This is a genomic window from Spirosoma radiotolerans, from assembly GCF_000974425.1.
GTDB lineage: Bacteria > Bacteroidota > Bacteroidia > Cytophagales > Spirosomataceae > Spirosoma > Spirosoma radiotolerans.
In genome coordinates, this window is sequence record NZ_CP010429.1 from 5,947,902 (window position 1) to 5,970,636 (window position 22,735).

The 22,735-nt window shown below is 48.5% G+C and carries 14 protein-coding genes and 4 tRNA genes; 4 read left to right on the forward strand and 14 right to left on the reverse strand.

The genetic code is table 11. The annotated features are described in order from the left end of the window. From SD10_RS24155 to SD10_RS24170, 4 genes are all read left to right on the forward strand, one after another. The gene (locus SD10_RS24155) at nucleotides 1–1,095 is read left to right on the forward strand and encodes a hypothetical protein (RefSeq protein ID WP_046577449.1); all 1,095 of its coding nucleotides are present in this window, start codon (nucleotides 1–3) and stop codon (nucleotides 1,093–1,095) included. Between the two features lie 127 nt (nucleotides 1,096–1,222). Further along, nucleotides 1,223–1,924, forward strand: a complete 702-nt coding sequence (locus tag SD10_RS24160; RefSeq protein ID WP_148562502.1) for a hypothetical protein — start codon at nucleotides 1,223–1,225, stop codon at nucleotides 1,922–1,924. A 508-nt stretch (nucleotides 1,925–2,432) separates the two neighbouring features. Continuing rightward, the gene (locus SD10_RS24165; RefSeq protein WP_046580067.1) at nucleotides 2,433–5,000 is read left to right on the forward strand and encodes a TonB-dependent receptor; all 2,568 of its coding nucleotides are present in this window, start codon (nucleotides 2,433–2,435) and stop codon (nucleotides 4,998–5,000) included. A gap of 142 nt (nucleotides 5,001–5,142) precedes the next feature. Continuing rightward, nucleotides 5,143–8,007 carry a TonB-dependent receptor gene (locus SD10_RS24170; RefSeq protein WP_046580071.1) on the forward strand — a complete coding sequence of 955 codons (2,865 nt, stop codon included), beginning with the start codon at nucleotides 5,143–5,145 and terminating at the stop codon, nucleotides 8,005–8,007. Between the two features lie 314 nt (nucleotides 8,008–8,321). Here SD10_RS24170 and rpoC read toward each other — a convergent pair whose 3' ends face one another. The 14 genes from rpoC to SD10_RS24240 all read right to left on the reverse strand — a co-directional run bounded on the left by rpoC (nucleotide 8,322) and on the right by SD10_RS24240 (nucleotide 22,637). After that, nucleotides 8,322–12,671: a DNA-directed RNA polymerase subunit beta' gene (gene rpoC, locus SD10_RS24175; protein WP_046577453.1), complete on the reverse strand. Its 4,350-nt coding sequence runs from the start codon at nucleotides 12,669–12,671 to the stop codon at nucleotides 8,322–8,324. Nucleotides 12,672–12,785: 114 nt separating this feature from the next. Then, nucleotides 12,786–16,655, reverse strand: a complete 3,870-nt coding sequence (rpoB, locus tag SD10_RS24180; protein WP_046577455.1) for a DNA-directed RNA polymerase subunit beta — start codon at nucleotides 16,653–16,655, stop codon at nucleotides 12,786–12,788. 250 nt (nucleotides 16,656–16,905) lie between these two features. Beyond that, the gene (gene rplL / locus SD10_RS24185) at nucleotides 16,906–17,289 is read right to left on the reverse strand and encodes a 50S ribosomal protein L7/L12 (protein ID WP_046577458.1); all 384 of its coding nucleotides are present in this window, start codon (nucleotides 17,287–17,289) and stop codon (nucleotides 16,906–16,908) included. A gap of 104 nt (nucleotides 17,290–17,393) precedes the next feature. Continuing rightward, nucleotides 17,394–17,927, reverse strand: a complete 534-nt coding sequence (gene rplJ / locus SD10_RS24190) for a 50S ribosomal protein L10 (RefSeq protein WP_046577459.1) — start codon at nucleotides 17,925–17,927, stop codon at nucleotides 17,394–17,396. Between the two features lie 3 nt (nucleotides 17,928–17,930). After that, nucleotides 17,931–18,629, reverse strand: a complete 699-nt coding sequence (rplA, locus tag SD10_RS24195) for a 50S ribosomal protein L1 (RefSeq protein ID WP_046577461.1) — start codon at nucleotides 18,627–18,629, stop codon at nucleotides 17,931–17,933. A gap of 25 nt (nucleotides 18,630–18,654) precedes the next feature. Next, entirely contained in the window at nucleotides 18,655–19,098 is a 444-nt protein-coding gene (rplK, locus tag SD10_RS24200) for a 50S ribosomal protein L11 (RefSeq protein WP_046577462.1), read from the reverse strand. A gap of 148 nt (nucleotides 19,099–19,246) precedes the next feature. Then, on the reverse strand, nucleotides 19,247–19,813 hold the full coding sequence (nusG, locus tag SD10_RS24205) for a transcription termination/antitermination protein NusG (RefSeq protein WP_046577463.1): 567 nt from the start codon (nucleotides 19,811–19,813) through the stop codon (nucleotides 19,247–19,249). Nucleotides 19,814–19,915: 102 nt separating this feature from the next. Beyond that, entirely contained in the window at nucleotides 19,916–20,107 is a 192-nt protein-coding gene (gene secE, locus SD10_RS24210) for a preprotein translocase subunit SecE (RefSeq protein ID WP_012928967.1), read from the reverse strand. Between the two features lie 18 nt (nucleotides 20,108–20,125). Next, nucleotides 20,126–20,196: transfer RNA gene (locus SD10_RS24215), tRNA-Trp, on the reverse strand. 122 nt (nucleotides 20,197–20,318) lie between these two features. Then, the gene (tuf, locus tag SD10_RS24220; RefSeq protein WP_046577464.1) at nucleotides 20,319–21,506 is read right to left on the reverse strand and encodes an elongation factor Tu; all 1,188 of its coding nucleotides are present in this window, start codon (nucleotides 21,504–21,506) and stop codon (nucleotides 20,319–20,321) included. Nucleotides 21,507–21,663: 157 nt separating this feature from the next. Then, a tRNA-Thr gene (locus tag SD10_RS24225) sits at nucleotides 21,664–21,735 on the reverse strand. Between the two features lie 27 nt (nucleotides 21,736–21,762). Beyond that, nucleotides 21,763–21,835 (reverse strand) — tRNA-Gly (locus SD10_RS24230). 68 nt (nucleotides 21,836–21,903) lie between these two features. Next, a tRNA-Tyr gene (locus tag SD10_RS24235) sits at nucleotides 21,904–21,986 on the reverse strand. 114 nt (nucleotides 21,987–22,100) lie between these two features. Continuing rightward, nucleotides 22,101–22,637 carry a hypothetical protein gene (locus tag SD10_RS24240; RefSeq protein ID WP_046577466.1) on the reverse strand — a complete coding sequence of 179 codons (537 nt, stop codon included), beginning with the start codon at nucleotides 22,635–22,637 and terminating at the stop codon, nucleotides 22,101–22,103. Nucleotides 22,638–22,735: the final 98 nt, after the last annotated feature.

Sequence of the window (22,735 nt, forward strand, 5' to 3'; positions counted from 1 at the left end):
ATGCGTCTATTTTGTCTGATTACTGTGCTCCTGCTGAGCATAGTCGGGATTGCTATGTCTCAGTCAACCACTCCTCACTTAACCGAACCAGATGCCAAGCAGAAATTTATTGGCCTTAGCCATATCGAGATAGACTTAGGTCAGCGAAATACACTGCTTGTGGGGTTCAATCGGTACGTACAGGTGCAGGACCGGCAAAATATCGACTCGGTGTTACGTCTTTTTGTAGCCAATTACCTGACGGTGGAGGATACGACCCAAAGTCCTATCCGCGCAACGCATGCGCTGTTTCGGCTTGGCGAAACCGATCGGGCTCTAGCGTTACGCTACACGCCCCAGCCAACAACGAACTTCCGGTTCCGGGACGACGACAAGCCTGTTGAAGTAAAGACCCAACAGGATACGCTCCAGATCGTGTGGACGTCAGCCACTGCGCAAGCCCTCCCAAATGATTTTAGTATTTATCTATTAATCAACAATCTGCATGATGTTGAGCGATTGCTTCGTGAGGGTGGTATCAATCAAAAACTACAAAAAGCAATCGAAGCCGTGCAAGCGTACAAAGGCCACAACCTGACCAGTCCCAGACTGGCCTATACCCTGCTCCAGGGAGAAGATGGTAAAAGTAGCATTGTGCAGCCAGGTCTGATCGGGAGTCCGTTCCTGAATATACAGCCGAGCATTGGTGTGGGCCTGATTCGCAACCAGTGGGTCCCGTCGTTCAACTTATTCCTTAGCTTAATACCCAGCCGATTTCATCGATTGGGCTATGGCATTGGGTACACGTCGACTTTCTTTTTTAGCCAATCAACGACTGATGGGAGCTTCCAGGCATTCAGGAATGATTTTCTGAGCGTAGGTGTCACGATCTATGGTCGTAAAAAGGACAACCGAACTACAGCTTTTGGCCGAGAAGCAGGTTCGTTTTATGTCGGCATGCCGGTTCATCGCAGGGGTTCTTATTTTGAGAAAAATACCTTTCGTTTGGGCGGTACGGCGTATCATAATGGTCTATTTAAAGTACAGCCAGAGATTTATATGACTGGTTTTTTCAAGAAAGTGTATCCCGGATTGAGACTGGTTGTCGGCTTCTGATTTTGTTCGCGTTAGTCCTTTGTTGTCAGTGGGTTATTGTGTATATTTACTCCCCCAATTTACAACAACAACTGTACTAATGAGCTGGGTTTTGGCATCAAAATCACCGCCTGGCAACTCAATCTGCATGAAAAAAGGACGCTCAAATCCGAATCAACTCCAAATTGATTTTCTGGCGGCTTTCCGCCAAATGCTGATCAGTCTTGGTAATTCAGAAAACCTACCCGTCAACGAAAGTCTGTTTATGCGGATGACGGACCAGTGGGAAAATACGCGCGCGATGCCCGCTGACCTGTTGTTTACCAAAAGCCCAATTGAAGCCATCGTTTTCCGGCTGCAAAAAGCCGACCTGGAGGCTGAAGAAAGTCGCCTGCGCTTCCCAGCTGAGCTCATTGCGGGTGAAATTCGTGGCGAAAAAGGGTTAACAGGTTTCTCCGCCAAGTTTCGGGAGCAGGGCTGGATTATCTTACCGGCTGAATTGTCGGCCATGTACAAAAATCTGTTCCTGAATATTCTGGCCGCTTCCATCGGACTCGAATACCTCTACCCTGTTCGGAAGGACTTACTGGCCGAAGCAGAACGCGTTGCGCTAGCCGCCATGTTGCCCGAAGCCGAAGTGCGTAAGTTTTTCGGTCTGCGTTTGTCGCGTTTTCCCGATAGTTTCCGCAGTGAAGTAGCCAATTATTTCAACCTTCCCTTCGATTATGTCCTGAAACGGGCTAATCATTTGGGTATGGTATCGGAACAGGTTATTGAAGAATCTCGTAATGCTACACAACCGCTACGCTCAGCGGTATTACGCCGTCCACAAAGCAGTCGAGCTGCTTAACGCTTAACAGTAACATTGTCTTTCAGGCCGGTTGGATACTTTTGTATCCAACCGGCTTTTTTCATAGGCACCTGTCTAACACAGTCCATAGCCAGCTTAAGAGCAGCCCTATTCTAATAAATCCCTTATTTATCAGCCTTTTAGGTATAATATCCCTATAGCATATCGTCTCTATAGAGTAGTAAAAGCTACTTTCATCATGGATGAGTTTAGGCTCATTTTATCTTATTGCTATATAGTTTATTACTAAAAAAAGAATATTAACAGAAGAAGACCAGTTGACAATTTATTATTTGGAAGTCCCATCAATAACTTACTGTTTTGCATAACCTATTAGTTCAATAGACTATAAGTACTAATAGTCTACCTACAACCGGGAGAATAGGGAGTATATCAAAAATCAATACCTAGTATATCGCAACGCAGCTTGAACAGGCCGGAACAGAGCCTTACTTCCTGACGCACTAAGCAGTTGCCACCAACCACAATGACCACGATTACAAGTAGCATGAGACAATTTTTAAATTCAACTTTTTTCATAGGCGTACTTCTTCTACCCTTATTTGCAGTAGCGCAAAACCCGCCCGTAATCAATTCAACGGTATCTGGAAAAGTTATTGACGCTCACACGAAAGAATTCCTGATTGGTGCTACCGTCACCATTAAAGGCACAACAAACGGTAGCGTTACCGATATAAACGGCCAGTTCAATCTGCTTACTGGCCAGAAACTCCCCTTCGTTGTTGTCGTTTCGTTTGTCGGTTATCAGACCAAAGAAATTAGTATAAGTGATAACAACATAGATATTCAGCTTGAAGAAGGAGCCAATCAACTAGCCGATGTCGTGATTACGTCCCGGCGTCGGCAAGAGTCGGCACAGGACGTTCCTATTCCAATCTCCGTTGTCAGTGGTAACCGTGCCGAAGATGCGGGCGCGTTCAACGTGAACCGCTTGAAAGAATTGGTACCAACCGTTCAGTTATATGCCTCCAATGCCCGAAATACAACGCTCAATATCCGTGGCTTAGGCTCTACTTTCGGGTTAACGAACGATGGTATTGATCCAGGCGTCGGATTTTATGTAGACGGCGTTTACTACGCTCGTCCGGCAGCTACGGCGCTCGATTTCATCGACATTGAACAGGTGGAAGTATTAAGAGGTCCTCAAGGAACGTTATATGGCAAAAACACAACCGCTGGCGCGTTTAATATTACAACGCGTCCTGCCGGTTTTACCCCAAGTGGAACGTTCGAACTTAGCTATGGTAATTACGGCTATATCCAGGCCAAGGGATCACTCACAGGGCCACTGAGTAAAAAGCTTGCCGCCAGGGTATCGTTTACCGGTACGCAACGGAACGGTACCTTTTTCAACGTACACACCCAGTTGCCGATCAACGACATCAACAACATTGGGGGGCGGGTGCAACTCCTGTATACGCCAAATGACAACGTAAGAATTACCTTGATTGGCGATGTTTCCCAGCAGAAACCAAATGGATACGGTTGGCCCGTGGCCGGTGTTGTTCCTACCAAACGAGCCGCCTATCGTCAATTCAACGCCATCATTGCCGATTTAAATTATAAACTCCCGTATTCAAGCGCGTTTGAACGGATCGTTGATCTGGATACGCCTTCCAAAGCGGATAACAACCTGGGTGGCGTGTCGTTGAATGCGGACATCAAAATAGGCAATGGTACGTTAACCTCTACAACAGCCTGGCGTCACTGGCAGTGGACTCCCCTGAATGACCGTGATTACATCGGTTTGCCCGTCTTTACCATTTCGTCAGGAAACTCGGTTCATGATCAGTGGTCGCAGGAAATAAGGTACTCCGGTAAAATTTCACCCCGATTGAGCGGTGTCGTTGGCTTATTCGGGCTGTGGCAAGATTTAAAATCCGACCCTGTTCAGACCGAAGAAGCGGGTTCTGCTCAATGGCGTTTTGCGCAAAGTTCCACCAGTCCCCTCTGGAAAACACCGGGTCTGTTTGATAACTTTGGTATTCGCACCACCAACAGAATCCAAAGTACAGGTTTAGCGGCCTTCGGTCAACTCGACTGGGCCGTAACCAACAATTTCCACGTGCTACCAGGTATCCGGTACAATTACGACAAGAAGGTAGCCAACTACAAACGGGAAACCTACGGTGGTCTGCAAACGACCGATCCAGCTTTGCTGGCGTTAAAGAATACAGTTTATACGAATCAGGCGTTCGATACGGACGTATCAGAGGGTAATTTCTCAGGACAGGTTACGCTGCAATACAGAGCCGGGCGGGCAATCAATGCCTTCGGTACGTATGCTATCAGCTACAAACCCGTCGGGATTAATATTGGTGGATTACCAACGGCCAATGGGCAGACATTACTTGACCTGGCTAGGGTGAAGCCCGAACATGTAAACCACATCGAATTTGGCTTGAAAACAAAACCATCGCCTAACTCTACCCTGAATGTGGTCGCTTATAATACAGAAATCAGAGACTTTCAGACACAAGTACAAACGCCTGAGCCGGGCGTTAACAGAGGTTATCTAGCCAACGCCGAGAAGGTGCGGGTAATGGGTGTTGAAGTAGACGGAAATGTGCGGGTAGCCAATCGACTAACCCTCAACGCAGCCGTTGCCTATACGGATGGCAAGTACGTGTCCTTTAAAAATGCGCCAGTGCCGCTTGAAGAAACGGGTGGCGAACAAGCATTCAAAGATATTTCGGGTGGCGTCTTGCCTGGCATCTCAAAATGGTCAGGTTCTGTGGGGGGCGAAGTAACCGCCAGAGGAAATCTCATCAGTTTGAAAGGCAATTACTTCTTCGGTTTGGATGCCTTCTACCGCTCATCATTTTCGTCGAGTCCATCACCATCCCAATATTTGAATATTGATGGCTACTCGCTGGCAAACAGCCGGTTAGGCTTTAGATCTTCCACAGGAATCACGATTTTCATCTGGAGCCGAAATCTTTTCAACACAAACTATTACGAGCAGTTACTGGCAGCTCCAGGCAGTGCAGGACATTATGCCGGCATTGTCGGTGATCCCAGAACGTACGGCCTGACGATGCGCTACACATTTTAATTGTTGCTGGAAGGTCTACTAGAATCAGTACCAGATTGTAAGTTATTGACATAGTAAAAGCTGTTTACGTTAATTTCATTTAACGTAAACAGCTTTTACTGTTTTGGCCTGTTTACATCCAACTATTATGCACAACGAACCTATGAAACATCTCTTTTCTCTGCTTTTACTTTTTTTGCTATCTGGCAGCACGCAGGCCTGGGCGCAAACCAATATTGCAGGAATTGTCACCGATGAACGTAATCAACCCATGGCGGGCGTGACCGTTATCATCCGAGGCACCAATACGGGAACCATTACGCAGGCCAACGGGCAATTTTCTTTGCAAACCAATGAATCACTTCCCCTTACTCTTAGTGTGTCGTTTATCGGCTACAGACGGGAAGATGTTGCCGTTCGGGGAAATAATTTTCGAAGTGTCACGGTCAAGCTGAGTGAAGAAGCCATTATGACCGATGAAGTTGTGGTGTCGGCTAGTCGTGTGCCGGAAGATATTCAGAAAGCAGCTGTAACAGTCGAAAAGCTTGGCGCCCGGCAGTTTCAGCAGTCACCAGCGGCAAGCCCGTTCGATGCGCTTCAGAACGTGAAAGGGGTCGATATGCTGACCCAGAGCCTGACCTTCAAATCGGTAAACCTGCGCGGATTCGGAGCCAACAACAATAACCGCTTTCTGCAACTTACCGATGGCATGGATAACCGCTCACCAGGCCTAGGGTTTGGTTTTGGCAATGTTGCCGGTATCTCAGATCTAGATGTCGAAAGTATTGAATTGATTCCGGGGGCTTCATCGGCCCTCTACGGCCCGGATGCGCTACAAGGTCTCATGCTGACCTCCAGTAAGAATCCTTTTACCTATCAGGGGCTGAGTGCCCAGGTAAAAGTAGGTGCCAACAATGTTGGGAAAGGCGATTTCGGCCCGAAAGGGTATGGCGATATTGCCATTCGATACGCCAAACAACTGGGAACACGGTTTGCTTTCAAAGTAAATTTCCAGCGTCTTAGCGGTACTGATTTCATTGCCGATGATTACAGTGACCGATCAACGCGGGCGCGGACTAATTTCTTCACAATTGACCCTAGTCAGGGCGGTATTGCGACGGGTATTGGCTATGTGCCGAATAACAATCCAAATACAAACTTCGAGTATGATGGCGTCAATATTTATGGCGACGATATCAACGCTGGTGGCGCTTACACCTTCCCCAAGGATTACGCAAACGTCCTCTTGCAGGGTAAGTTGGTAACCCGTACGGGCTATACGGAGTTGGATGTATTGGGCAATCAGGGTAAAGTGTTTAACAACCGGGCCAATGTTTCCTTACATTATAAATTACCGGGCAATGTAGAAGCCTCACTTGGCTGGTATTACGGCAATGGCAACTTTATCCGCACTGCTGGTTTCCGCGAATATTTCCCCGACTACAAACGGCATCAGTTTAAAGCCGAGCTGCGGGGCGATAATTTTTTTCTACGGGCCTATACTACCCAGCAGCAGGCGGAAGGCTGGAACATTGGTCAAACGGCTACCGCGATCAACAATAGCTGGAAATCGTTGAACCAGTGGGCCGCCGAGTTTGGGCAGGTCTACATCGATAATAAATTTGGTATCAGTGAATCCCGCGCCACAGCCGACCGTGGCCGCTACCTGCCCGGCTCCGACCAGTTCAATGCCGTCCGGGATGCTTATGCGAACACATACAACACTGACTTTATTCCCGGCTTAACTACCGCCAAGGGAACCCGTTTCCGGGATAATTCATCCCTGTGGCATTACGAAGGTATGTACAACTTCACAAAACTGCTAAACAATACGGTTGAGCTGCTGGCGGGGGGCAGCCTTCGCCATTATGGTATCAATACCGGCGGTACAGCCATTACCCTGAAGGCCGATGGCTCGGAATACACCATCAATGAATATGGAGCCTATGTTCAGGCCGCCAAAGAAGTAAAAGTAAGCACACGACTAACGGTGAAACCAACCGTAGCCGTTCGCTACGATAAGAACCAGTACTTCAAAGGTGGGGTCACTCCCCGCGCATCGGCGGTTGTCATTGTTGGGCCGCACAACTTCCGGGGATCGTGGCAATCAGCCTTCCGAAACCCGTCACCGGGCCAATTGTTTGCCGTTCCGGCGGCTGGCAAGGGGGGCGATGTGGGTGGCTCACAACTTGCCGCTCAATCAGCCGGCCTATTTACCAACCCAGCTTATGTAGATAGCGACGTGAAGGATTTCACGGCCGGACGTATTACCGAAGCACAGCTCCGCAGCCGGGCCTACAACCCGGCCAACTTCACAACAGAGAAAATAAAGACCTGGGAAGTTGGCTATAAGACCCTGATTCAGAATAAGTTTTATGTCGACGCCTTTTACTTCCATAGCAAATACACCGACTTTATTGCCGCACAAAGCTTTTACCAGCCTACCAATGGCCAAATCGCTGACTTTTCGACGAATGCCTATCGGACGCTGCAAATCAACTTCAATAATTATAATGAGATTTTCGTAGACGGCTGGGGCATAGGCTCGGAATATGGATTAGGGCGCGGGTTCACGATTAGCGGTAACTACACCCACCAGGTAGGCACCGTAACCTTGCGTGACGCCCAGGGCAACGTTGTCAATGACAATGCCGGTGTGCCCATCGTTAAACGAAAAATGAGCAATCCAGAAGTATCACAAAAGGGCCGTAACTTCTTTATATCGCCTGAAAATCGATATAACCTGACACTCAGTAACGCTCGTCTTACGGACCGACTTGGTGCCACGCTAACCTACCGCTGGACGGATAAAATGTGGGTAGAACAAGGCACTACAGCCGGTGATATCTGGTTGCCCTCCTGGACGAGCCTTGATGCACAGGTGTCCTATAAAGTGCCCACGTTCAAATCAGTCGTTAAACTTGGTGGCACGAACATCCTGAACCACTATTATGCACAAGGGTATGGACTGGCCCGTATCGGCGGGTTATATTATTTAAGTATTACGTTCGATGAGTTGATGCGGTAGTAACATAACTGTCTTCTGTTTACGCGCTTTGAGCTTTATAACCTTGGCAAAATAAGGATTGCCAAATGTAGGCCGAGGCATACATCAAGCCCACGCTTTACCATCGCTTCTGAGTTCTTCAAATTCAATGACGTTACAGAACCAAACACGTACAGCTTCGAAACACTGATCCGATATCAGCGCTTATTAACCTTTCCGTTAGACTGGTCTAGACAAGAAGGCATCCTACTGTTGAAATGTAAGTGTGTAAAGACTTATACAAAAAAGCCCCGACCATTTCTGGCCAGGGCTTTTTTACTTGTATTTATCAACGGTTAAACCGTAGCTTTCTTTTTGCTGCGAGCGTACTGTTCACGTGATTCAGTAATCGTTTCCAGTTCCTCTTTCGAGCCAACAATCGCCGTTTGGTAGCGACGTAGACCTGTACCGGCAGGAATCAGGTGACCAACGATTACGTTCTCTTTTAAGCCATCGAGTACGTCACGCTTGCCACGAATAGAGGCTTCGCTCAGTACTTTTGTCGTTTCCTGGAAGGAAGCGGCCGAGATGAAGCTATCCGTACCCAGCGACGATTGGGTAATACCCATCAGCGTTGGCTGCGAAACGGCGGCCATTGCATCGCGAACGGTCACCAGGGCCATATCACGACGTTTCAGACCGGAGTTCTCATCCCGTAACTGACGACTGGTTACGATCTGTCCTGGTTTAACGTTCGGCGAATCGCCAGCATCCATAACCACTTTAGCGTCAAGAACTTTATCGTTCTCTTCGCGGAAAGACCATTTATCGACAACCTGACCTTCGAGGAAGTTGGTGTCGCCAGAGTCGATGATTTCAACTTTCTGCATCATCTGCCGAACAATGGCTTCAATATGCTTATCGTTGATTTTCACCCCTTGCAGACGGTAAACTTCCTGAATTTCATTTACCAGGTATTCCTGAACAGCCGTCGGTCCTTTGATGGCCAGAATGTCGCTTGGTGTAATCGCACCATCCGACAACGGAGCACCAGCCCGTACGAAGTCATTGTCCTGTACGAGGATGAATTTCGACAGAGGGACGAGGTACTTCTTCTTAGTACCATCTCTCGACTCGATGAAGATCTCGCGGTTACCCCGTTTGATCGCACCGTAGGTCACAACGCCATCGATTTCGCTAACCACAGCTGGGTTCGATGGGTTACGCGCTTCGAACAATTCCGTTACCCGTGGCAGACCACCCGTGATGTCACGCGTTTTACCAACGTTACGCGGAATTTTTGCCAACGGCTGACCCGCTTTAATTTTCTGTCCTTCCTTCACGACCAGACGAGATCCAACGGGTAAGTTGTAACTCTTCTGCAGCGGTCCACCGTCGTTATCGGGCAGGTGCAACGTTAAGGTTGTTGTGCCTTGAACAACAATGGCTGGGTTCTTGGCTTTATCGCGGCTTTCGATGATCACTTTCTCCTGGAAGCCAGTCTGTTCATCGAATTCTTCGCGATAAGTGATCCCATCTTCAATCGCATCAAAGCTCAGCGTACCGGTCAATTCAGACAGGATAACGGCGTTATAAGGATCCCAGGCGCAAATGTCGTCGCCTTTTTTCACCATATCGCCATCTTTAACCCGCAGGAATGCACCATATGGTACGTTGTTACTGATGAGTACGACGCTCCGGTCACTTGGGTTGACAATCCGAACTTCACCCGAACGACCCATTACGATCGTTTGTGGGTTGCCTTCGTTATCTTCCGACTGAACCGTCCGCATTTCTTCAAACTCAATCAGACCATCGAATTTCGCTTTGATCGAGGCATCAACGGCAATGTTAGAGGCCGTACCACCTACGTGGAACGTACGAAGCGTTAACTGCGTACCTGGCTCACCAATCGACTGCGAGGCAATTACGCCCACGGCTTCGCCGATGTCAACCATGCGACCCGATGCCAGGTTGCGGCCATAACATTTGGCGCAAACACCCTGACGCGATTCGCAGGTCAGTACCGAACGAATTTCGACGGTTTCGATGCTCGTTTCATCGATATGAGCAGCCACTTCTTCAGTCACTAACTCACCCGAGGCTACGATCAACTCTTTCGTGAGCGGGTCATAAATATCGTGAACCGTCGTACGGCCCAAAATACGTTCTGACAGAGGCTCAACGATATCTTCATTGTCTTTCAAAGCCGACACTTGCAGGCCGCGAAGCGTACCACAATCGTCTTCACTGATGATCACATCCTGAGCCACGTCGTGCAGACGGCGGGTCAGATAACCGGCATCGGCCGTTTTCAGAGCCGTATCGGCCAGACCTTTACGCGCGCCGTGGGTTGAGATGAAGTACTCCAATACGTCGAGACCTTCTTTGAAGTTCGATAGAATCGGGTTTTCAATGATCTCCCCAACAGAGCCCTGCAGGTTTTTCTGAGGCTTAGCCATCAGACCACGCATACCACCCAACTGACGAATCTGCTCACGCGAACCACGGGCTCCCGAGTGCATCATCATGTAAATTGAGTTGAAACCGCCCTGATCCGCTTCGAGTTGCTTCATCAGCGTCTCGGTCAGACGGGAGTTCACACGCGTCCAGATGTCAATAACTTGGTTGTATCGTTCGTTTTCCGTAATCAGACCCATCAGGTAGTTATCCCAAACGGCCTGCACTTCAGCTTTCGCTTCTTCAACCAGACCCTGTTTGGCTTCAGGAATCATGATATCACTCAGACCGATGGACAGACCACCTTTGAACGCCATCTGGAAGCCGAGCTCTTTGATCTCATCGAGGAACTGAGCCGTCCGGGCGCCACCTGAAATTTTGAAGATAAGCGCAATGATCTGCTGAAGCTTCTTCTTCGTCAGCAATTCATTGATGTAGCCCACTTCTTCGGGAACGGCCTGGTTGAACAGTAACCGGCCCGCAACGGTGTCGATGATTTTGTAAACCAGCTCGCCATTTTCGTCCCGGACTTTCACCCGGCACTTAATGTTGGCATGTTTGGACACCCGACCTTCGTTGATACCGATAATTACTTCTTCGGTACCGTAGAATGTCATGCCTTCACCCGCAATCGGGTATTCAGGAATGCTCTTGCGACCTTTCGTCACGTAGTACAGACCCAGTACCATGTCCTGCGATGGTACCGTAATTGGCGCACCGTTGGCAGGGTTCAGAATATTGTGCGACGCCAGCATCAGCAGCGACGCTTCAAGCACAGCTTCCTGGCCCAGCGGCACGTGAACGGCCATCTGGTCACCGTCAAAGTCAGCGTTAAAGGCGGTACAAACGAGTGGGTGCAACTGGATAGCTTTACCCTCGATCAGTTTTGGCTGGAATGCCTGGATACCCAGCCGGTGAAGCGTTGGAGCCCGGTTCAGCAGAACAGGGTGGCCCTTCAACACGTTTTCCAGAATGTCCCAGATAACAGGATCCTTCCTGTCAACGATTTTCTTGGCTGATTTCACCGTTTTCACGATACCCCGCTCAATCAGTTTGCGAATAACAAACGGCTTAAACAATTCAGCGGCCATGTCTTTCGGCAAGCCACATTCGTGGAGCTTCAATTCAGGACCAACCACGATAACCGAACGACCCGAGTAATCGACACGCTTACCAAGCAGGTTCTGCCGGAAACGGCCCTGCTTACCTTTCAGCATGTCGGACAGTGACTTCAGCGCCCGGTTACCTTCCGAACGAACGGCGTTCACCTTACGTGAGTTGTCGAACAGCGAATCGACAGCTTCCTGTAACATCCGCTTTTCGTTGCGGAGAATTACTTCGGGAGCCTTGATTTCGATAAGCCGCTTTAATCGGTTGTTCCGAATGATAACCCGGCGATACAGGTCATTCAAATCAGACGTAGCAAAACGACCGCCGTCCAGTGGGACGAGTGGGCGCAATTCAGGTGGAATAACCGGTACCATTTTGATTACCATCCATTCAGGACGGTTTTCAATACGGCCGTTAGCTTCCCGGAATGCCTCAACGACTTTAAGCCGTTTCAGGGCTTCCGCTTTCCGTTGTTGCGACGTATCTGTAGCTGCCGCGTGACGCAGTGAGTACGACAGTTCGTCTAACTCCACCCGCGACAACAGCATCTCCAACGCTTCAGCCCCCATCTTGGCGATGAATTTATTAGGGTCTTTATCGTCCAGATGCTGGTTGTTACCCGGCAGTTTGTCAATAATATCCAGATACTCGTCTTCGGTCAGAAAGTCAAGCTGGTTGATACCATCTTCAGCTTTTACGCCAGGCTGCACCACCACATAACGTTCGTAGTAGATAACCTGATCGAGTTTTTTGGTCGAAAGGCCCAGCAGATAGCCAATTTTGTTAGGCAAGCTGCGGAAATACCAGATGTGCGCAACAGGCACCACCAGTTCAATGTGGCCCATTCGCTCCCGGCGTACCTTCTTCTCAGTTACTTCAACACCACAACGGTCACAGATAATGCCTTTATAGCGAATCCGCTTGTACTTACCGCAGTGACATTCCCAGTCCTTCACGGGTCCGAAAATGCGCTCGCAGAACAAGCCGCCCATTTCGGGTTTGTAGGTCCGGTAGTTGATCGTCTCCGGCTGTGTTACCTCGCCGTAGGAACTCTCCAAAATAGACTCCGGCGATGCCAGACTGATCGTCACACTGGCAAAGTCGCTATTGAGCTTTTTGTTCTTTTTGAACGACATTGGTTGGAGATTAATAGTGAGGTTTACGGCTTTCGGTTTACAGTTTTCGGTTGCGCAAAGCGGTCTGCTTCGACTAACCAAAAACTGTAAACCGAAACCTGTAAACTATTTTTTTTACTCTAATGTAATTTCAAGGGCCAGACCACGCAACTCGTGAACGAGTACGTTGAACGACTCAGGAATGTTCGGCTTCGGCAGGTTTTCACCTTTCACGATTGCCTCGTATGCCTTTGCGCGACCAACTACGTCATCGGATTTTACGGTCAGGATTTCCTGCAGGATATGCGATGCACCGAAAGCTTCCAGTGCCCACACTTCCATTTCACCGAAACGCTGACCACCAAACTGCGCTTTACCACCCAGCGGCTGCTGTGTAATGAGTGAGTAAGGTCCGATTGAACGGGCGTGCATCTTGTCGTCCACTAAGTGGCCTAGTTTGAGCATGTAGATGATACCGACCGTTACCTTTTGGTCAAAGCGCTCACCCGTCAAGCCGTTATACAGATACGTACGGCCAAACGATGGCAAGCCTGCTTCGTCCAGCTCGTCAGCAACCTGCTGTTCCGTAGCGCCGTCGAAAATTGGCGTTGCATACTTCCGATCCAGTTTCTGACCAGCCCAGGCCAATACCGTTTCATAGATCTGGCCGATGTTCATACGAGATGGTACACCAAGCGGATTCAGAACGATGTCGACTTTAGTTCCATCTTCCAGGAAGGGCATATCTTCATCACGCACAATCCGGGCAACGACCCCTTTGTTACCGTGACGACCAGCCATCTTATCCCCTACTTTCAGCTTACGCTTCTTGGCGATGTAGACTTTCGCTAACTTCACGATACCAGCCGGTAGCTCGTCACCAACCTCAAGCGTAAACCGCTCGCGCTTAAACCGGCCAGTGATTTCACTGCGACGGTTGTTGTAGCTCTTGATGAGCGTAACAAGCATCTGGTTCAGTTTATCATCTTCCGTCCAGCCTTCGAGGTTCATATCGGCCAGCAGATTGGCTTCTTCAGGTACGGCATAGCTGCTCTCATCGCGGTAGGCATTGCGATCCGGGAAGAGGTTCTCCGTAATATTTTTCCGGCTGAACTTCACGCCTTTGCTCACAATCTCATCGCCAAATTTGTGTTTGGCACCCGCGCTGGTTTTGCCATCCAGCAACAGCACTAATTTCTCGATCATACGAGCCCTGAAGTCATTCAACTCACGGCCGTATTTCTTCATCAGTGCTTTTACTTCGTCTTTATGCTTGCCACGATCTTCTTTCGCCGGACGAGCAAATAACTTCGTATCAATGACAACGCCTTTTAAGGATGGTGGTGCTTTTTTGGAAGCATCCTTCACGTCACCGGCCTTATCACCAAAAATAGCCCGAAGGAGTTTTTCTTCTGGTGTTGGGTCGCTTTCGCCTTTTGGTGTAATCTTACCAATCAGGATATCGCCCTCTTTCACCTCGGTACCCACTCGAACGATACCGTTCTCATCGAGGTTACGAACCGTTTCTTCGCTTACGTTCGGAATTTCAGAGGTTAATTCCTCTTCGCCCCGCTTGGTATCACGAACTTCCAACTCGAACTCTTCAATGTGAATCGACGTGAAAATATCTTCGCGGACAACACGCTCCGAAATCACGATAGCATCCTCAAAGTTATATCCCTGCCAAGGCATGAACGCAACTTTCATATTCCGGCCCAGCGCCAGTTCACCAGCCTGCGTGGCATAGCCTTCGCAAAGCACATCGCCTTTCTTCACCTTCTGTCCTTTCAGAACAGTTGGCCGAATGTTGATGCAGGTATCCTGGTTAGTACGACGGAACTTGATGAGGTTGTACGTTTTGCGATCTTCATCGAACGTAACAGCCAGTTGATCTTCATCAAGGTTGTACCGAACAACAATTTTAGTCGCGTCAACAAATTCAATGACACCATCGGCTTCAGCAATAACCAGCGTCCGAGAGTCAACAGCTACCCGACCTTCCAGACCCGTACCCACAATAGGCGCTTCGGGACGAAGGAGCGGCACAGCCTGACGCTGCATGTTCGAGCCCATCAGGGCGCGGTTAGCATCGTCGTGTTCAAGGAATGGAATCATGGAAGCCGCCACCGATACGATCTGGTTCGGCGCAATATCCATGAAGGTTACGTTCTGCGGCTCGGCAATTGGGAAGTCACCTTCAAAGCGGGCTTTCAGGCGATCAACCATGAAGTTACCTTTCTTGTCGATGTCTGCATTCGCCTGAGCGATGTAGTGCGTATCTTCTTCTTCAGCCGTCAAGTACATCACCGGCTTTTCCATCGATACCTTTCCGTTTTCGATAATCCGGTATGGCGTTTCGATGAAGCCCATGCTATTGATTTTAGCATAGACACAAAGTGATGAAATCAATCCGATGTTTGGACCTTCCGGGGTCTCGATGGTACACAGACGACCGTAGTGCGTGTAGTGTACGTCACGAACCTCAAAACCGGCCCGTTCACGAGATAGACCGCCCGGTCCCAGTGCTGACATCCGACGCTTGTGCGTTACTTCGGCCAGTGGGTTGGTTTGATCCATGAACTGCGACAGCTGGTTGGTTCCGAAGAACGAGTTAATCACTGACGACAGCGTCCGGGCATTAATCAGGTCAACCGGTTTGAAGTCCTCATTATCCCGCACGTTCATCCGTTCTTTAATCGTCCGGGCCATACGCGCCAGACCAACGCCAAACTGTGCATATAACTGCTCACCTACTGTCCGAACACGTCGGTTGCTCAGGTGGTCAATGTCATCAACAACGGCTTTCGAGTTAATCAGACCAATCAGGTACTTCACAATCGACACAATGTCTTCGGTGGTCAGTACTTTCATGTCCGACGAAATGTCAAGACCGAGCTTTTTATTAATCCGGTAGCGGCCTACATCACCAAGGTCATACCGCTTGTCCGAGAAGAACAAGCTCTGAATGATCTCACGAGCGGTTTGCTCGTCAGGTGCGTCCGCGTTCCGGAGCTGCCGGTAGATTTGCTCGACGGCCTCTTTTTCAGAGTTCGAGCTATCTTTTTGCAGCGTGTTATAAATAATGTTGTAATCGGCCATGTTCATGTCTTCCTTGTGCAGGATGACTGATTTCTGACCCGACTCCGTAATTACATCAATGTCATCTGCCGAGATGGCCGAGTCACGCTCCAGGAGCACCTCGTTCCGGCTGATTGACACCACTTCGCCCGTATCCTCATCCACGAAATCTTCCGTCCACGTGCGCAATACCCGGGCTGCCAGCCGACGACCAATCGCCTTCTTCAGGTTGGCTGGCGTAGCTGGTACTTCTTCTGATAAACCGAACAGGTCCAGAATATCTTTATCTGAACCAAAGCCAATGGCGCGTAACAGCGTCGTAACCGGAAATTTCTTTTTCCGGTCAATGTACGCGTACATGACATTGTTTACATCGGTCGAGAATTCGATCCAGGAACCTTTGAACGGAATAATCCGGGCTGAATAAAGTTTGGTACCATTTGTGTGCTTACTCATCGAGAAGAACACACCTGGTGAACGGTGTAATTGAGAAACAATCACCCGCTCAGCTCCGTTTATGACAAACGAGCCTTTCTCGGTCATGTACGGAATGTTCCCTAAGAAAACTTCCTGCTCGATCGTTTCAAAATCCTCGTTGTCGGGATCGTTGTTGGTCAGGCGCAGTTTGGCTTTCAAAGGCACCGAATACGTCAAGCCCCGGTCAATAGACTCGTCTACCGAGTATTTTGGCGGGTCAACCAAGTAGTCGATGAACTCCAGCTTGAAATTCTCACGGGAGTCGGAAATGGGGAAATTTTCCTGAAAAACTTTGAACAACCCTTCTTCCGACCGTTGGTTGGAGGGCGTATCAAGCTGGAAAAAATCTTTGAAGGATTTTACTTGAATATCCAAAAAGTCTGGATACCCAATCACTGGCTGAATCGTCGCAAAATTTTTGCGCGTACTGATTTTCGCGTTTGTCGCCAAGATTGTGCTTCGTTTAGTTGCGTAACCGATTCTCAATGAGTGCGTTGCGAAGATTTGCTACGGCACTCGAACTAAGCGGCTATTCAGGCTCCGGGTGTCACCCGACCCAAGGAGCGTAAATAGACAACATAAGGCAATATAAATTAGTTTGTCTTTTGCAATAGCTTAGACAAAAAGTCTCCAAACAGGAAAAGACCAGACGTTGGTCTGGCCTCCCCTGCCTGGAGCGATATGCGAAAGAGCTATCTGCTTACTTAACTTCTACTTCAGCACCAGCTTCTTCAAGTTGCTTACGCAGGGCTTCAGCTTCATCTTTGCTTACGCCTTCTTTTACTGGCTTCGGTGCTGTGTCAACCAATTCTTTGGCTTCTTTCAGACCCAGACCCGTCAGGTCTTTAACCAGTTTCACGACAGCCAGCTTAGCAGCACCAGCTGACTTCAGAACAACGTCGAACGAAGTTTTCTCAGCAACAGCTGGAGCAGCATCAGCACCACCGCCACCACCGGCTACCATTACGGGAGCAGCAGCTGCTGGTTCGATACCATACTCATCCTTCAGGATCGTAGCTAACTCGTTAACTTCTTTAACTGTCAGGCTTACAAGCTGCTCCGCGAACGCTTTCAAATCTGCCATTGTAGTATTTTTTTTATTTGATTGTGATACGATATGTAAGTAACGCGGACATCTTGTCCGCATTTAATTTGTCGGATAGTGCGGACCGGAAGTCCGCATTACAGCTAAGCTGCTTCCTCGCGCTCCGACAGCGTTTTGAGGATACCGGCCAGTTTGTTTCCACCACCTTGCAACGCCGAAATGACGTTTTTGGCAGGTGACTGCAATAGACCGATGATTTCGCCAATCAGCTCTTCCTTGCTCTTCAGGGCGATGAGCGTCTCGAGTTGTTCAGCACCAATAAATAAGCTGTAATCGATCGATGCAGCTTTCAGTTGCAGCTTGTCGTTCGTTTTACGAAACTCTTTGATAAGCTTAGCCGGTGCTTTGCCATTTTCAGCGTGAAACATCACCGCTGACTGACCATGCAATACCGTATCGTTGAACGGAGTATAATCCGTATCGAGGGCTTCGAGTGCTTTTTTGATGAATGTATTTTTCACCACTTTATACTCAATGCCCCGCTCAAAACACATCCGACGGAGGTTGTTTGTTTCAGCAACCGTCATGCCATTGGCTTCCGTGATGTAGAAGAAGGGAATCGACTGAAACTTTCCAGTTAATTCCTCAATAATTGCTCCTTTGTCCTCGCGCTTCATGGCTTAAATTCCGGCTACTGTGCCTTTATCAATCGTTACTCCCGGACTCATTGTGCTCGACAGGTTGATTGTTTTCACATACGTTCCTTTGGCCGACGAAGGCTTTAGGCGCATTAGTGTTGCAATAATTTCCTGCGCGTTTTCGGCCAGTTTTTCTGGCGTAAACGATACTTTACCAATACTGGTGTGAATGATACCGGTTTTATCAACTTTGAAGTCGATTTTACCAGCTTTCACCTCGCGAACAGCTTTGGCTACGTCGGGCGTTACCGTACCCGATTTTGGGTTTGGCATCAAGCCACGTGGGCCAAGTACTTTACCCAGACGACCAACTTTAGCCATAACGCTTGGCATCGTGATGATTACATCGATGTCCGTCCAGCCTTGTTCGATTTTCTGAATGTACTCGTCCAGACCAACGTAGTCTGCACCAGCCTCTTTCGCTTCGTTCTCCTTGTCCGGGGTGCAAAGCACCAGTACGCGAACCGTTTTCCCTGTACCATGTGGCAGTGTGGCAACGCCACGAACCATCTGGTCAGCTTTACGCGGGTCAACGCCCAACCGAACGTCAATATCCACAGAAGCATCAAATTTTGTATACGAGATGTCCTTCAGAATCTCAGCCGCCTGGTGGAGGGAGTATTCTTTGGCAGCATCGTATTTCGATTGAGCTTCCTTTTGTTTTTTCGTTAACTTAGCCATGTCTGTGTTTGCTTCGGCAAGTCTTTTAGTTCTCGAAGGGCGCTGTGCCCGTCACCGTGATTCCCATGCTGCGGGCCGTACCGGCCACCTGCTTCATTGCTGACTCTACCGTAAAGGCGTTCAAATCGGGCATCTTCGTTTCCGCGATCGTCCGAATTTGCTCCCAGGAAACAGAGCCCACTTTGTTGCGGTTTGGTTGAGCAGAGCCGCCTTTCAGCTTAGCTGCTTCCAACAGCAGAATCGGTGCGGGCGGAGTTTTGATGACGAAATCAAAGGATTTATCCTTATAATACGTAATCAGAACCGGAAGCACCGTACCCATTTTATCCTGCGTCCGGCCGTTAAATTGCTTGCAGAATTCCATGATATTTAAACCCTTGGAACCCAGAGCCGGACCGATCGGAGGAGAGGGGTTGGCTTGCCCGCCTTTGACTTGCAGCTTTACGTAGCCACCTACTTCTTTTGCCATTGTGATAATTGAGTTACGATTTACACCTTACGTCTTCTGGGAGTTAGTCACATAACTGATCCAGGCTCCTTCACTGCAAACCAACTTGTTCTGACCGTTTATCCTCTGAGGGAAGCATAGGACGTCCGGTCACGGAGTCTGATTTTAATCAGATTTCCTTTTCTACTTGCGCGTAACTGAGTTCTACCGGTGTATTCCGGCCAAATATTTTTACAACGACGTTCACCTTCTTCCGGTCGTCAAATACTTCTTCTACTGTACCGATGAAACCCCCAAAAGGCCCATCAACTACTTTTACAGATTCGCCTTTGATATAGGCAACGGTTGGCACAGCAACTTCCTGCGCTTCTTCATGTACTTTACCCAGGATGCGATTTACTTCAGCCTGACGAAGTGGAACCGGTACTTTTGAAGTAGTTCCTACTTGTGCATTGCCTAGAAAACCCAGGACACCAGGCATGTTCAGAATCATATCGAGCGCCCGGTTATTACCCAGATCAGCCGAAATTAAAATGTAGCCAGGGAAAAATGACTTTTCCCGAACGCGCTTTTTACCATTACGCATTTCGTACACTTTTTCCGCGGGGATCAGTACCTGCGGAATCACTTCGTCCAACTTTTGGCGGATAATCTCGTTATCAAGGTAAGATTTGATTTTCTTCTCTTGCCCCGACACGGCCCGTATGACGTACCATTGTATGCCGTTTACGCTCATGTTATGATTTAGAACCGCGTGGGCGGCCTCGTTACGATGTACGAACGGTAGTTTGTCGAAGCGATGAAAGCATATCGCACAAACATCCTTCCGTCAATCAGTTTAGAATGACTGATAAAATGCGTTCAGTCCGTTCTCAAATACTAAATCGATTAGACCGACTAATAGCGCAAAAATCAGCGATGCTACCAGTACCAGCGTTGAACTGGATTGCAGATCGCTGAATTTGGGCCAAGTCACGTTGTGCTGAACTTCCTCCCAGGAGGCTTTCAGAAACGAGATAAACTTGTCCATGGTAAAGTAAGGGATTTGCACGGGTGGAGAGATTCGAACTCCCATCAACGGTTTTGGAGACCGCTATTCTACCCTTGAACTACACCCGTTTATAATTTTTGCGTAACTATCCGAATCAGCGTGCTCCGAAACGGACTGCAAAAGTACGAACTATTATCAAAAAAACAAGTGCATCTCCGTTAAGAAATGCACTTGTTCTCAGATATTTACCTTAGTCGAGGATTTCCGTTACCTGACCAGCGCCTACGGTACGGCCACCTTCACGAATAGCGAAGCGAAGACCTTTTTCCATAGCAATCTTATTGATCAGACTTACTTCAATCGTAATGTTATCACCGGGCATTACCATCTCAACGTTAGCAGGCAATGTAATTTCGCCCGTTACGTCGGTGGTGCGGAAGTAAAACTGTGGGCGGTACTTGTTAAAGAAAGGCGTGTGACGACCACCTTCTTCTTTCGACAATACATAAACCTCAGCTTTGAACTTCAGGTGGGGAGTTACTGAACCTGGCTTACAAATAACCATACCACGGCGGATATCGGTTTTTTCAATACCACGGAGCAGAAGACCTACGTTGTCACCAGCCTCACCACGGTCCAGGATTTTCCGGAACATTTCAACACCCGTTACAACAGATTTCAGGTTTTCAGCACCCATACCCAGGATTTCAACTTGCTCACCCGAGTTAATGATACCCCGTTCGATACGACCAGTAGCAACTGTACCACGACCAGTGATCGAGAATACGTCCTCTACAGGCATAAGGAATGGCAGATCAGTCATACGAGGGGGCAGGGGAATGAAATCATCCACACTCTGCATCAGCTCTTCGATGGTACCAACCCATTTAGCATCGCCGTTCAGGCCACCAAGAGCCGAACCTTGAATAACAGGGATATTGTCACCGTCAAAGTTGTAGAAGCTCAACAGCTCGCGAATTTCCATTTCAACGAGTTCGAGAAGTTCTGGATCGTCAACCATGTCCACTTTGTTCATGAACACAACGAGTTGAGGAACACCTACCTGACGAGCAAGCAGGATGTGCTCACGCGTTTGGGGCATTGGTCCGTCTGTTGCCGCTACCACGAGGATAGCTCCGTCCATTTGAGCAGCACCAGTTACCATGTTTTTCACATAGTCAGCGTGACCTGGGCAGTCAACGTGTGCATAGTGACGGTTTGCCGTTGAATATTCAACGTGCGATGTATTGATGGTGATACCACGCTCTTTTTCTTCCGGAGCGTTGTCGATCGATGAAAAGTCCCGTACCGCTGCTAGACCCTTTTCGGCCAGCACTTTCGTAATGGCAGCCGTCAGCGTCGTTTTACCGTGGTCAACGTGACCAATCGTACCGATGTTTACGTGCGGTTTCGAGCGGTCAAAATTCTCTTTTGCCATGTTTTTAAAACGCTATTGTGAACTGTTTTTTTTTATTGAATGAACTCGCTGAAAATAAATTAAACCCAGCGAAATCATCCTCATTTGAGGAATGACGCCGTTTAGGCTTAATACCGCACGGGCGGCCCCGTTAACAAAGATTTCAGAAGAAATCTCGAGCCGTTACGGGGACTTGAACCCCGGACCTCTTCCTTACCAAGGAAGTGCTCTACCGCTGAGCTATAACGGCTTGCTTTTAACAGTGTGCAATCAACTGAGCGGAAGACGGGTCTCGAACCCGCAACCTATAGCTTGGAAGGCTATCGCTCTACCAATTGAGCTACTTCCGCAAACTTAGCGGTTGATACTAGTCATTACTTAAACAACTATAACTGACTAATACCTGATCACTAAATAGTGGGGAGTGGAGGATTCGAACCTCCGAAGGCGTACGCCAGCAGATTTACAGTCTGATCCATTTGGCCACTCTGGAAACTCCCCAAAAGCACTGTTAAAGAACATTTTCCGCCCCGTTTCCGGTTTGGAGTTGCAAAATTACACGTTTTTATGGTGTTGTCAACACATGCCCAGAAAATAATTGAGTAAACATAAATTTTAATTTAATAATTGTGTTAATGACTTCCCGTTAGGATACTGGATATCAGCAATTCGCCACCGGCCAGCCACCTGTTGCATAGTCACTTTCATCTCCTCGGGCTTGCTCTTATTTTCAAATGTCACATAAACAATTGCCTTCGACCCGCCGATAACTGCTGGCAATACCCAGGTTTTTTTAATGGAAGCATCGGGCTCATTATAGAGTAAATTTATTTTTGACCGATTTATTTTACCCTGTGTAGCTTTTGCATCGTTCCAGATAAGATCGCCTGTCGACTTTACAAAAAACTGGTCGACTAAAGCTCTGTCTTTTACTTCCCGCATTGGATTTTCGGTTTTATTATGCTCAAAGTAAAGCGCTCTTACCAAGCGATCAGCCGCCGACCGGGGTGTATCAGGTCCGGGGCGCTTTGCCAGGCTTGCTGTGCTATCTACCGTCTCGGCGGCTGAAGCCGTTTGTGTTTCCTGCTTGGGCTTGGTTTGGCATGACAGAGTAAAGAACAGCAAAATGGGAATAAGTCGTGACGTTATCATGGTAGACAGGCTTGCCGGTTTAGGTTGATTAAGGCTTATTCTTTCGAGTGAAATAAACTCTTTACCAACAGCAAGTATAAAGCTGTGCTTGTTGAAAA